The sequence below is a fragment of the Exiguobacterium sp. S22-S28 genome (assembly GCF_043359615.1).
GTDB lineage: Bacteria > Bacillota > Bacilli > Exiguobacteriales > Exiguobacteriaceae > Exiguobacterium_A.
In genome coordinates this window covers 17,488-29,956 of sequence record NZ_JBHFFC010000022.1, presented here as the reverse complement: position 1 = coordinate 29,956, position 12,469 = coordinate 17,488, and the positions used below count along the sequence as shown (strand labels likewise).

Sequence of the window (12,469 nt, the reverse complement as noted above, 5' to 3'; positions counted from 1 at the left end):
ATTTTAAAGAAATAGTTAAGCGATATTGTAAACTAATGTTAAACACAGCTAGCTTTTCTCACGTAGTAGATATAGCTTCAAAATTAAAAGAATTTTTTAATTTCATGAACAAAAATTGTGAAGGTATACAAAGGATTCATCAATTAACTAGAAATGAAATTGAGCAATATTTTAATTATATTAATTTAAAAGGTTTAAAACCCAGTACTGTAACTGGACGAATATCTACTTTAGACGTTTTTTTTACTACAATTCAAAGATATGACTGGAAGGATACACCTTCTAAGATCCTTATCTTTCAAGAAGATTACCCTAAAGTGCCGAAGGCACTACCACGTTATATTGATGAACATATACTTGAACAATTAAATGGGAAATTAGATAAATTGGAACCTTATATTGCTACAATGGTTATGGTACTTCAAGAATGCGGGATGCGTATCAGTGAACTTTGTACATTGAAAAAAGGGAGCGTCATAACCGATAAAGAAGGGGATTGCTTTTTAAAGTATTATCAGTGGAAAATGAAGAAAGAGCATATCATTCCTATTTCTAAAGAAATTGCTGCATTGATATTAGTTCAAGAGCAAAGGGTGGCTGATGAACTCGATGATGGATGTGTATATGTGTTTCCCCGAAAAGATTGCTCACCATTGAAACAAGATACCTTTAGGGTTAAATTAAATGAACTAGCTTATGAAGAAAAGATAACGGACAGCAACGGAGAAATTTTTCGTTTTCATGCTCATGCCTTTCGGCATACAGTTGGCACTAGAATGATAAATAACGGAGTGCCACAACATATTGTCCAGAAGTTCTTGGGTCACGAATCACCGGAAATGACGGCAAGATATGCACATATTTTTGATGAAACCCTAAAGAAGGAATTTACGAAATTTAAGGAAACCTTAGTAACGAATAACGGTAGCATTCTGGATTTAAGTGAGGAAAATACTGAAGCTGACAATACAGATCTTCAATGGTTTAAAAAGAATATCAATGCACAGGCACTTCCTAATGGCTATTGTCGGTTACCAGTAATTGCAGGACCATGTCCTCACGCAAATGCATGTTTAGATTGTACGAATTTCTGTACAAGTAAACAATTTCTTACTGAACATGAAGAGCACTTAGAGCGAACTAAAGAAATACTAAATAGGGCTAAACAAAACCAATGGCAGCGTCAGGTTGAAACCAATGAACGTGTTAAAAATAGATTAGAACAGATTATTCATTCGTTAAAGGAGACGAATTAAAATGATTAGAAAAGGTAACACAACTGCCATAGTTCAGCTAGCTAAAGACAAGTCGGAGAAAACAAGAATTAGGGTTGAAAAGACAATTTCAGAGATGGCATTGAAAGAAGAGAAGATTAATTTTAATTCCGTTGCACAAAAAGCAAATGTTTCAAAGTCATGGCTTTACAAACAAAAAGATATTAGAACTAGAGTGGAGACATTAAGAGGGATGCAGATAAGTGAGTTAACCCCCCGTAAACCTAGTAAAAGCCCTCGTTCAGAGGACGTATTAATAAAAACCTTAAAAAGCCGTATAAAGGCGTTAGAAGAAGAGAATGAACGGTTAAAGGATCAAGTTCAAAAATTACATGGCAAGCTGTTTTAGCAGATTTGTGTTTCTTGGAATTTATTGGGCACTTTGAATTGGCTACCTAAAATGAAATCGCTAAAACCTTCAATAACTTCAATAGCCCATTTCCCTAAATGTGTTAAGGGGAAATGGGCTTTCTTCTAGTATTGTTGGCATGATCGCAGAAGTGTTTTATGCTCTTAAATAATACTTTTTAATATATTGCAAATACTCATTAGCACTTTTCTGTATCTCTTCGCCCTTCATATCCGAATTAGCACCGTAAAGTACAAACTCTGGTACATATTCAGCATGAATCTATGCACATAAAGATTTGAATGGTGTTAACATCTGGGTTAATGTATGCTTGTTTTTACCCATACTTGTAAATTCACCTTTTTTTACGCCAGCTGATATAGCTAATCCTAATTTTCGATTATAAAATATTCTTTTACCCTTTGATCCGTAAGCCCATCCATATATAATCACTTCATCGATCCATTTTTTTAATAATGAAGGAGAACTATACCAATATAATGGAAATTGAAAAATAATATTATCATGATTTTCAACTAATTCCTGCTCTCTTTTTACATTTATAATAAAATCAGGATACTCTCTATAAAGATCATGAATGGTAATTTCGTTTGAATAAGACGCTGCTTTTTCTACCCAAACTTTATTGATTCGAGAATTTGGCATATCTGGGTGAGAAACGATCACCAATGTTTTCATTGTTTCATCCTTAACATACTCAACTTTCGCACCAATAAAACAGTGTACGAAAGTTGAGTTACTTAAAAGTATTCTATTCTAAGAAATTCAAATTTGCGTGATTCCTAAGCTATTTATTTACAGCTTAAACTATAGAAGATGAACTAAACAATAACTAATCTTTACATAACTAAGTTATTACCCACGCTTTTTTAAACCTAATCCAGCTATTAAGGCAATGAGTATTGCCCCTGTAGCTGCAAGGAACGCATCTGAGTAGGACATAGCGTCCAATATATATAATGGATTTATCGGCTCAGTAGCATCACGTCGAGCGGATAATAATGCTCCAATCATACCTGCTCCAGTTCCTGCTCCAAGGTACAAAGCACCTTGGAAAATCCCCATTCCGACACCAACCTTGTCTGCATCGAGTGCACTTACTGCGGCGTTATTTGCGGGAGAATTCGTGAATGCAAAAGCAATCCCTACTCCGAGGACCCCCACGGAAACTAACAGAGGTGAAGCACCAGATGCATAGGTGGACAAGAATAAGGTAGACAGCCCCATCAGAGTCATCCCAGTAATTATCAGACGTTTATCCCCAAATCGATCAGAAAGACGGCCAACGAAGGGAGATAAGATTGCAACAGCCACACCACCTGGCAACAATATCATTCCAGCCTGTCCAGAAGAGAGTCCATTCACCTCAACGACTAGTAATGGGACGAACACAAGAACAGCGAAATAAGCAAACATCGAAAAAAATGCAATTATGACCGTATTGACATAATCCTTGTTATTGAACAGGACAGGTGGTACAAATGGATTTTCTGCGGTAACAATTCTCCAAATAAATCCCACCAAAGCTACAACAGAACCAATTAGGCTAGTTAACGATGAGAACGAAGAAAAACCAGAAGTTTCTCCTTGAGTGATGCCAAAAAGGAGTAATCCTACTGTGAGGCCGAGGAATAAACCACCAATGAAATCAAAGTTCTTATTGCTTCCTACGGATTCTGCCGGTTTAATTGTCGGTAACGCGTAGTAGGCACCAATAACAATCATAATGGCTAACAAAAATGTGAACCAAAACAAGGCATTCCACCCTAAATATTGACCAACTACTCCACCAAATATTGGACCAGCAGCAGTTCCAACACCAATACTTCCTGCGATAATTCCCAAAGCTCCCCCACGTTTTCCTTGTGGGAAAACCTTCGAAATTGCAATGACTGATAGAACTGGAATTGCGGACATCCCAGCACCCTGAACCATTCTTCCCAAAACCAACAATGGGAGGTTCGGGGCAATTGCACATAAAAGACTACCACTTGCCAGAATCATAATGGCAAAGATATATAGCTTTCGTAACTCAAAAAAGTCTGAGATTCGACCATAAATCGGAACTCCAATCGCAAGAACAAGTGCAATACCACTAACTATCCAACTCACTTGAGATTTCGAAGCTTCTAAATCTTTGCTTATTAGTGGAAGTACGGGATTGACTAAATCAGCCGTAATTGCACCTACAATTACAGATAGGGAGAGTACCATCATTAAAAGCCTAGTAGAACCCCTTTTTTCAGATTGAATCATTTCTTTAGATTTACTATCCTTTTTCATTTTATTTCCTCCTAAAATATATTGTGATTTTAGGAGGCTAAATCCACTGCTTTCACCATAAACCTCACCTCATATCTATTTATATTGTAAAACCAAATCAACGAACTCACCATATTTCTACAGCATGATTAAAGATTCGGTTCTCCAAACTAACTGAACTGATCAAACAAAAAAAAGGCACCAGTTTAACAACCGGTGCCTAATCATTCGTATGCATTTTTACAAATGCAATAGATTCATAAATTTTTGCCCATTATATAAAAGGAGGCAAAAAGTTTTCCGGTAGTGTTTCCATTTTTTGTTTTTGTGAAAAAGGACATACTGATCCCGTTGTACCTAAATCCCCTGAAACTTTTACATGCTTTCTAAACTCGACATTAATGAAATCAATTCCCATTACTTTTTGCCTCCTTTCTCATATTGTGATAATAACACAATAATAATTGATGAAAAAGAAATAATCAACCCTACTTTTTTGAAAACCAATTTAAAGCTTTACTACTTTTACTTACATAATAAAGGCAGGTGCAGTATAAACTTTTTTAAATAGGTCTTCTTTAACGAGCAGGTAGCGTCAGTTAAAGTAGATAATTTAAGATCGAAATCATATTATAGATATTCCGAAATTGGGCGTGATTGTTGCAGGTCAAAAGCTTAATTCCTCGATAAAATAAAAAGGAATTAGTTTTTTTATTTGTGGTACATTCTTCTGACCGTAATCAATTGTCATCTAATAATTACATTGTATTTTTTCATTTGATTTAACACGTTAAATATATGTTCTTAAAGTAAAAACATTGATGTTAATGGATTTTTAGTAATTTACTCTTGATAAGACCCGAGACCGAGTCATGAAGACATCCAGTTAACTAAACGATTTGCTGAAGTTGGGGATTTGATGGGCATTAAATTGCTAGACCATTTGATTGTAAATAATGATACAGGCTTCCTTTCATTAAAAACTGAAGGATTGTTCTAATAACGAACGGTGAGGAGTAAAATCCTCACCGCCCTATTATTGCAAAAGACAAGGAGATGGTCAGCCAATGAGTAAATTAACTGTCGACGAATATATGAAGATGCACAATGTAAAAGATCATCATGTGTTAAACGATTTATCCAAATTAGGAAGTCCTTTGATTGAACTAAAAACATACGGTGAATTCTATGATTCATATGGAGAATCAAAAACAAAAACGGAACGACTTTTTTACTTAACGTGTAAAACAGCTAAAGGAATTATTGAAAATGTTGTTGCTACCATGAGGTCCGAATTAGAAGAATGGACTTACGATGAAACCTGGTTAGTGTATCGCATTGCGAAAGATCGAAAGCTTTTAGTTTCTGAAAAAATGATATAAGGAGACTTTCCGAGGCAATGCCTCGGAAAGCTTTATATTAAAAGATAGGAGACATGGAGATGAAGACTTGTATTTATTGTGGTGGGAAGGTTGAACTGTTTTCAGGTGAAATATATAAATGTTCGTTTTGTAATGTGAATCTTGGTCCAAATAGTCCTTATGGTGAAGTAGGAGAAGACGGTTCTCGGCCTCACATAAGTGGGTTTAAGACAGGAGTTATCTTGAGAGATGAAGATTATTTAGCAGAATTAACTATTGATGAGTTGTTAAGTACAATGACGTTAAGCATGATCTACTCTATTTTAAAAGAAATGCGACTTATTCGTTCTGAATCATATCTCCTTTTAAAGAACGCAAAAGACTTTTTAAAAGAGAATGTTGAACTTTTAACAGCAAAAGAAAAATGTGACTTCCAAAAGTCAATTGATTCTCAGGGAGAAACCTATGAGTTTTGGACAAGAAAAATGTGGATGGTTGAAAATGTTTGTATAAAGAAATTTGGGTACTGTCCTGCAGCTATTCAAGAAAGAACTTTAGATCAAATGGAACAGACTACGTTTAAGTTATCTAAAAGGTCTATGAAGATCAATAATACTAAAGCAAACGTAAGTTACGTTTCACGTGAAACCGTTATTAGTTAAATGGATGAATTAGTATTGTTTTCGAGTTAATTTTGTTAAAATGAACATATGAGGAATTAAAGTTCTTTTCGCTTTAATTTTTTCGAATTTGGTTAGAGTATTCTTGCGGAAACAAGAATACTCTTTTTTTAATGTAAATAAAATTTAATTTTAGATTTAATTTAAACTAAAAATAAAATTATTTTTAGTTTAAATTAGACTTAATTAGTGATATAATTTACTTGTAAGCGAATGAAGGCTATTGAATAGTTTAAATAAAACTATTGATAGTTTATTTTTAAACCAAATTCGAAAGGGGTCATTTATATGACATACTCACTAATTACAGGATTGGACACAGGAAACACTAGCACTAAGACTAGCTATATTGATTCGAAATCGGGTGATATTGTATCTTTTCCGATTCCTTCAGTAATTGCTCCAGCTCCTCCAAGTGTGATCGAGTTACATACTGAAGCAAGTAACCATAAGATTAATCCAGAAGAAATGTTGCATGTATATATTGAAACAGACTCGTTAGAACAGCATCAAAGAAAGAGTTACTTCTATGTTGGTCAATATGCTATTGATAAAGCAGACATGCAACAACCGCAAATCGATACTGACAAACATAATAGCTCTCTTCATAAGATTGTGTCGTTAACGTCATTAGCTGTTGCAACCTTAAAAGATAATATTGCAAGTCCTGAAAGCGAAATCGAAGTCGAAATTAACTACTCTGGTGGGCTTCCAATTGAGGAACATAAAAAAGTTGGTCAGAAACCGTTAGAAGATCTAAAAGGAAAGCATAAAATTCAGTTTTTAGATGGACCTGCTAAAGGGAAAACAGTAGTATTGAATATCACAGGTGGAAAGCTTCGGGTTGAGGGCGCGACTAGTGGTGTTTCCTTATCATTCGATATTCAATCTAATGAGCTTATTGCTACAAAAGACCAAAATCTCCTGACTTCACCTGAAGCGAACTATATTGTTGCAGATCTTGGAGCCGGTACCTTAGATGAAGCCTTATACGAAAACAGTCAACTTAATAAAGTGGCATCAAGAAACGTTAGTCTTGGTACTAACACATATGTTGATCAGTTACTTGAGAAAGTACTTGAACTACCTGAATTTGAACCAATCATTAATGCATTGAAAGCAAACAATCAGGATGGTAAACCATACCGTACTCGTGAAGAGTTCATGAAACAAGTGATTTATCCAGGTGTAAAGCTAGCTGTTGAAGGAAAAACACCTAAATTTACTGTATCTTGGGGACGCAAACGTAACATCGACTTTACTCAGCAGACATTAGAAGTGATGGAAGCGTACGCTTCAGATGTAATGAAAGAAGTAGATTCTTACTGGAGTGTTAAAGGTGTCAATGCAGAGCACTTCTATTTAGTTGGTGGTGGCGTTCTCTTTGGATATGAATTCTTCAAAAATGAAGAAGATATCAAGTTACCAGATGCATCAATCATTTGGGAATCTCCGTTCATTACGAGTCGTGCTTACTTGATTGCTAACTACTTTGAACAAAAACTAGCAGGTGCTGTGAATTAACTAGGGGAGTGAATCGATATGGCAAGATCAAAAAATCATAAGCCTGGCCTATCACCAGGAGAAGGTTTAACTTACACACCTAGTAACGATGCGACTTATACAGAAGCATTTAACGATTACTTGAAAAAACGTAATATTAACCGAAATCAGGCAATTGGAGAGCTTATTACAATAGCTCTCCAAACGCTTAAGGATTCATATGATTTACCAGATCCAACAGCAGTACACTATATGAATAATCAAATTCCGATTTATCCGTCACCGACTTTAATAAATCGTTCAAATGAAAATCTAGAAGCGTCATCTAAAAGTATTGACGAAAAACAAGAGAATTCCTCAAAGCCATTAAAACAAGAAGTCGCAACTGATGATGTTCCTTTGAAACATGCAATTGAGCATAACGAAAATAAACGAAAAGTACTTTCAGATTTTATTAATACTGTCTCGAATGAAGACGGTCCTAAAAATAGTGCTAGCAATAATGAGGGACAAATTAAACATTCTACACCAGAAAAGGATCCAAACAATTCAACTAAGAAGAATAGTACGGATTTAAACAATCTCGCTTTTATGCTAAAAGGTATGGAATGAACGTTTTAAAGTCCCTTTAAAGACTTTTTAGGGCTCATAGAAGCGTCTGTAGCGCATTTCATGCTGACAGACGCTAAATCTACCGCTACTGCCTTATTCAAGCCGATAACAACGATCCTATGCGCCTTTAGCGCAGGATTCGTATGTTCCTGGCTTTCACTTAACAGGCAGTACGGAGCGTATAAAAGGAGAGATATACTACATGGGTGTTGTCATTTACGCTGCATCGAGATTTACTAATAAAAAGAATACTGCAGCAAACAAAGTTGATTCAGAAATGTTGGAGACAATGTTTAAACGAATCGAAGAAATCAAAAAGCTAGAAAAAAAGAAGTCGTAAAAAAACGCATTGTGCGTTTTTTTACGACTTCTTTTTTATGATCAAACACATGAGTTTTAATCAAATCCCGATTAAAACTTAAAAAGTAACAGATTATCCTTTAGAAATCACTAATTTGATTTTTTATATTGGAAAGTTCAAAAAGTAGTAAATAAGCTCAAAAGAAATACTTTCTAAGTGTTTCCGCTATATTTTTTAATTTAAAAATAAACTAATTAAAAACTACATAAGTTTATTTTTAATTTATAAATAAACTAATTAATACCTCTTTTAAATAACTGAATTATTGGAATTTACTTTTATATTATAAAAAACTAAATAATTAGTCATGAAATACCGATATTTATAGTTTTAGATTAAACTAAATATAGTTTAAATCACATATTTAAAATGTAGGTAAATCGGAAAATTATTCAAGAAAATGAGAAAATAGGGCTTTACAAAACAAGTTTTAATCCTTAATCTGATAAAGAAGTCATGGATTATCCATGTAAATCCATCTAAAGTCATCTATCAACAAAAAATAATGTAATTCTACACTTTGAGGTGGTGTGATTTCGTTTGCATACTATTGCTTTGATATTTTATGTACTTATTGCATTAATGATCGGTTATTTGTTCGTTAAAGCAACATATTGGATGGTTCAACTCATTTTCGGAAGGATTATAGCGATTCTTAGTTCTACAGTTGTAGGGATATTTTTTTTGATCTCAATTATTGTATTTATCAATTTCGTTAATAGTAGCTTAGAAGGAACAATGAACAGTTAGGCACATCGAATAAAATCATCGAAAGTTAGGTAGTGGAACTATGGGGAATCAACGTTGGACTATAGAAGGATGGGCTCATAAATTCGGAGTGTCCTTACCAAAGGAACGAGAAATCGGAGAGTTACCATCAGTAAGAACAAGTGGAGAATCAATAAATCTTGATCAGATTTATTTACAAGAAGATGTAGCAAAATTGGCTTTAGATCGATTTGCAAAGAACATTGGAAAAAACTAAAACCGCAAAACAAAATCGTCCCTTAGAAAACCAAGAGACGATCCTTTTTTGGACTAAGTTCGGTCCAAAAAAATAGGCAGGATAAGAGACGTGTGCCACGTCTTGTTACAGATGCCAGGCAAAGCCTGTCACTGTGCCAATCTAGCGTGTGCTAGATTGTGTGCTAAAGATGAACCGATTTGAAAAATCGTGTGCTGTTATTCCATTACACGTTATAATAGGACGTTTTATCAGTGTGACAGGTCAAGAAAGGAGGTGATGCAGTGAATAAAAGAGTACACATTTATCTTCCTGAAAATGTTGTAGAAAAAATTGATACCTTATCAGAAGAGTTTGGTATTAACCGATCAAACTTGATTGAAAAAGCATGTCTCCAGTACATCGAAAACGAGACAAAAGAATCAGTTAAAGACTCAATCGTAGCTGATTTAACTAGGGCGCTCGACAATGCACTGGATCCAAAAATTGAGCGATTAGCAAAGCTGGTTTCAAAAGGAGCTATTTTCTCAGGAGTAGCACAAAATCTACTAATCGAGTATTTAGACGAGGCTACTACATTTGATGTCCTTAGTTCGTATACGAAAGCTCGAGTCAAAGCTGTAGACGATTTAAAAAAACCATTTGAGACAGTAATGGGGGGCGGTCTTAAATGAATTCCCCTCTGATAGTGAAAATGCGTTTTAAAACTCCTACAGCAACGAATCAAAAATTGAATCGTAATTATGCTACGTACATTGCAACTCGACCAGGAACAGTCATGAATAATACAAAAAGCGTATTAGATGAATTTTCACCTGATACTGCTGCAGGACATGTTAAATACGCCTCTGAAAGACCTGGATCACATGGGCTTTTTGGAAAAAGCCAAGATGAAATTATTTCACTTACTACTATTCAAAACGAATTATCAAAGCATAAGGGGATTGTTTGGCAGTACATAATTTCATTAAGGGGGGATGATGCAGCCAATCTTGGATTCGAAAAAAAGGGAGATTGGGAAAGATTCATGCGCGCTACAACCGATCAAGTCTTTAAGGAGATGGGTATCAGTAGTAGCAATGGAAAATGGGTAGCAGCTTACCATGAAGAATTAGGACATCCTCATGTGCATCTAATGATGTGGGAGAAAAACCCTCAAAAAGAAGAAGGAAAACTAGATCGTAAAGAAATGAGAAATGTACGAAATATTTTTCTGAAGCATATTGCTAAAGAGGAACGACAACAGCTAAATGTTCTAAAAACAATTAGCAGAGACAACATCGGTGAAGTTGCAAAACAGCTTTTAGATAAGAGTGTTCTAAGTCTTGTCGGAAAAGAGAGTGACATTCCGAATGAAATTAAGCTGGATCCAAAACAACTAAAGACCGTATATGCAGAGTTTAATCAACTTGCAGAGATGATCCCTACTAAAGGACGGCTTGCATACGGATATATGCCTGAAGAGGTTAAAGCAGAATTGAATAACTTCTCAAAGTGGATACTAAAACAACCACAGTTTAAATTTGAAATGGCTAATTATCTTGAAGCCGTTCAAAAATTAGCGAAGTTTCATTTGAAAGACGAGCAAAAAATTGAGGACTCTACAAATAATGCTATCAAGGATTTAGAAAAGAGACTATCAAATCAAATTTTAAAATCGGTTGATCTATACCGGAAATCAAATCGTGTAGAGGTAAAACAAAATAACGTCCTAGATTTTGAACAGGCACTTTTGAATTCTAAAGCTCCTATTAAGTCTTTGGAGAAACAAGTAACTGAAGTTACGAAAAGTCTTTTACTAGATAAGGGCTTGAATAAGAACGAAATGGTTAAGGTGTTTGAAGAATTGAAAGAAAACGCCGGGATGGAAATAACGCTTAAGGAGTTTCTAGCCACTAATAAAGTAGAGGTAACCAATGTTGAGTCTAAAATAAGTGACTTAGCAATGTATTCACCTTTTCTGAAAGCTAAATTCAATCTCGATGTACCTTCAACAAATTTAAGTAAGAAATTAAACATAAACAAAATGGAGTGGGAAATGCTAAAACGATCCTTGAATTTAAAAAGCGAACCGCCATTTGAAGTTGTACGGAAATTAGAATTACTAGTTGAAAAGAAGGAACTTACTCAAGCACTTTCAAATATGATTTTGTCTGAACATGATATGAGAAATACGGTGTTCAAACAATTGATTATTATGAAAGAGGCTAATATAGATCCTATTAAGCAACTATCCGTATTAAAAACTTGCTTAGAAAAAAACAATATATCGTTTGAATCACAATCTAACTGGATTGAACAACAAGTTAGTAAAGTAGCGACTCAAAAGTTCATGGCCGGACAAAATGTCTGGACTAAGCTCGCAAATGAATCTGGATTAAACATGAAATATCCATTCTCAAACACATATGAGTTTAGCCCAAACAGGGAGAGCGCAATTAAAGTCCTTCGGGAAGTAGAGATGAAGGTTGATAAGAGTAACCTTGAATCATTATCTCCAAGTCAAATAAAGTCACTTCAAAAGCTCATTGATTTGTCAAAAGTGAATTTAGAAAATCCAGACTTGAAGCAACTCCTGGAACGAAAAGGACAGAAAAACCAAACAATCATCAATTTAAATGCTCTTAACGCTAAATGGGAGCTAAAAAACACTGAGCGTACCACTTTAAATAGAGCAGCTACAGTGCTCATATCAAGTGGAATGACCGAAGAACAAGTTACTGCAGCATTGAGCAAGTGGAATGTTAACACGCAAAGTCAGATTCCTGAGAAAAATATTGAGACCGTAGTAAAGGCTGTAAACAGCAGAAATTTAGAAATGGAAAGATACGGAGGGAATGTATCGCTTACTAAACAAGAGTATAGATACATGCTCTCGGATCTAAAGTTAAATGGTCTAAAGGACGTTTATAACTATCCAAAAGAAAATGTACAGATTAGTGTAATTACGGATTTATGGAAAGGTGCATTTAAAGGGCTTCGAAATGAAATCAACCAATCGGAGTACGAAGCTCAAAGAAGACTACGGAGAAGATTAATGAAAGAGAAGAATAACGAGAGGAAGAACTCACGGGAAAGGTAA

General features: G+C 34.9%; 13 protein-coding genes and 1 pseudogene. 11 read left to right on the top strand and 3 right to left on the bottom strand.

What is annotated here, in order from left to right:
• Positions 1-1,256 (top strand): tyrosine-type recombinase/integrase (locus tag ACHA8N_RS05460; RefSeq protein WP_393965001.1); only part of this gene is annotated, 1,256 nt, incomplete at its 5' end.
• A 1-nt stretch (position 1,257) separates the two neighbouring features.
• Entirely contained in the window at positions 1,258-1,623 is a 366-nt protein-coding gene (locus tag ACHA8N_RS05455; protein WP_000619629.1) for a DUF6262 family protein, read from the top strand.
• 282 nt (positions 1,624-1,905) lie between these two features.
• Here the strand turns inward: ACHA8N_RS05455 and ACHA8N_RS05450 are convergent, their stop codons facing one another.
• From ACHA8N_RS05450 to ACHA8N_RS05440, 3 genes are all read right to left on the bottom strand, one after another.
• Entirely contained in the window at positions 1,906-2,322 is a 417-nt protein-coding gene (locus tag ACHA8N_RS05450; RefSeq protein WP_000855243.1) for an NAD(P)H-dependent oxidoreductase, read from the bottom strand.
• Between the two features lie 177 nt (positions 2,323-2,499).
• On the bottom strand, positions 2,500-3,927 hold the full coding sequence (fexA, locus tag ACHA8N_RS05445; RefSeq protein ID WP_393965000.1) for a chloramphenicol/florfenicol efflux MFS transporter FexA: 1,428 nt from the start codon (positions 3,925-3,927) through the stop codon (positions 2,500-2,502).
• A 253-nt stretch (positions 3,928-4,180) separates the two neighbouring features.
• The gene (locus ACHA8N_RS05440) at positions 4,181-4,324 is read right to left on the bottom strand and encodes a hypothetical protein (RefSeq protein ID WP_002360221.1); all 144 of its coding nucleotides are present in this window, start codon (positions 4,322-4,324) and stop codon (positions 4,181-4,183) included.
• 450 nt (positions 4,325-4,774) lie between these two features.
• Here ACHA8N_RS05440 and ACHA8N_RS05435 point away from each other — a divergent pair.
• The 9 genes and pseudogenes from ACHA8N_RS05435 to mobP3 form a co-directional block, all read left to right on the top strand.
• A pseudogene (locus ACHA8N_RS05435) lies at positions 4,775-4,906 on the top strand (JAB domain-containing protein); the annotation flags it as partial.
• 67 nt (positions 4,907-4,973) lie between these two features.
• The gene (locus tag ACHA8N_RS05430; RefSeq protein ID WP_393964999.1) at positions 4,974-5,288 is read left to right on the top strand and encodes a hypothetical protein; all 315 of its coding nucleotides are present in this window, start codon (positions 4,974-4,976) and stop codon (positions 5,286-5,288) included.
• Between the two features lie 59 nt (positions 5,289-5,347).
• Positions 5,348-5,929 (top strand): hypothetical protein, encoded by a 582-nt coding sequence (locus tag ACHA8N_RS05425; RefSeq protein ID WP_393964998.1) that lies wholly within the window; start codon positions 5,348-5,350, stop codon positions 5,927-5,929.
• Between the two features lie 306 nt (positions 5,930-6,235).
• The gene (locus ACHA8N_RS05420; RefSeq protein WP_393964997.1) at positions 6,236-7,471 is read left to right on the top strand and encodes a ParM/StbA family protein; all 1,236 of its coding nucleotides are present in this window, start codon (positions 6,236-6,238) and stop codon (positions 7,469-7,471) included.
• 18 nt (positions 7,472-7,489) lie between these two features.
• Complete coding sequence (locus ACHA8N_RS05415) at positions 7,490-8,062, top strand: hypothetical protein (RefSeq protein ID WP_393964996.1); 573 nt, start codon at positions 7,490-7,492, stop codon at positions 8,060-8,062.
• Between the two features lie 202 nt (positions 8,063-8,264).
• Entirely contained in the window at positions 8,265-8,402 is a 138-nt protein-coding gene (locus ACHA8N_RS05410; protein ID WP_393964995.1) for a hypothetical protein, read from the top strand.
• 811 nt (positions 8,403-9,213) lie between these two features.
• Positions 9,214-9,408, top strand: a complete 195-nt coding sequence (locus ACHA8N_RS05405) for a hypothetical protein (protein ID WP_393964994.1) — start codon at positions 9,214-9,216, stop codon at positions 9,406-9,408.
• Positions 9,409-9,671: 263 nt separating this feature from the next.
• Positions 9,672-10,061, top strand: coding sequence for a ribbon-helix-helix domain-containing protein (locus ACHA8N_RS05400; protein ID WP_393964993.1), 390 nt, complete (start codon positions 9,672-9,674; stop codon positions 10,059-10,061).
• Positions 10,058-12,469: a MobP3 family relaxase gene (gene mobP3 / locus ACHA8N_RS05395; protein ID WP_393964992.1), complete on the top strand. Its 2,412-nt coding sequence runs from the start codon at positions 10,058-10,060 to the stop codon at positions 12,467-12,469. Before ACHA8N_RS05400 ends, mobP3 begins: the two co-directional genes overlap by 4 nt.

Coding starts and splice junctions, on each gene's coding strand:
- ACHA8N_RS05455 (WP_000619629.1), top strand. CDS start 1,258: ATGATTAGAAAAGGTAACACAACTGCCATAGTTCAGCTAGCTAAAGAC.
- ACHA8N_RS05450 (WP_000855243.1), bottom strand. CDS start 2,322: ATGAAAACATTGGTGATCGTTTCTCACCCAGATATGCCAAATTCTCGA.
- fexA (WP_393965000.1), bottom strand. CDS start 3,927: ATGAAAAAGGATAGTAAATCTAAAGAAATGATTCAATCTGAAAAAAGG.
- ACHA8N_RS05440 (WP_002360221.1), bottom strand. CDS start 4,324: ATGGGAATTGATTTCATTAATGTCGAGTTTAGAAAGCATGTAAAAGTT.
- ACHA8N_RS05430 (WP_393964999.1), top strand. CDS start 4,974: ATGAGTAAATTAACTGTCGACGAATATATGAAGATGCACAATGTAAAA.
- ACHA8N_RS05425 (WP_393964998.1), top strand. CDS start 5,348: ATGAAGACTTGTATTTATTGTGGTGGGAAGGTTGAACTGTTTTCAGGT.
- ACHA8N_RS05420 (WP_393964997.1), top strand. CDS start 6,236: ATGACATACTCACTAATTACAGGATTGGACACAGGAAACACTAGCACT.
- ACHA8N_RS05415 (WP_393964996.1), top strand. CDS start 7,490: ATGGCAAGATCAAAAAATCATAAGCCTGGCCTATCACCAGGAGAAGGT.
- ACHA8N_RS05410 (WP_393964995.1), top strand. CDS start 8,265: ATGGGTGTTGTCATTTACGCTGCATCGAGATTTACTAATAAAAAGAAT.
- ACHA8N_RS05405 (WP_393964994.1), top strand. CDS start 9,214: ATGGGGAATCAACGTTGGACTATAGAAGGATGGGCTCATAAATTCGGA.
- mobP3 (WP_393964992.1), top strand. CDS start 10,058: ATGAATTCCCCTCTGATAGTGAAAATGCGTTTTAAAACTCCTACAGCA.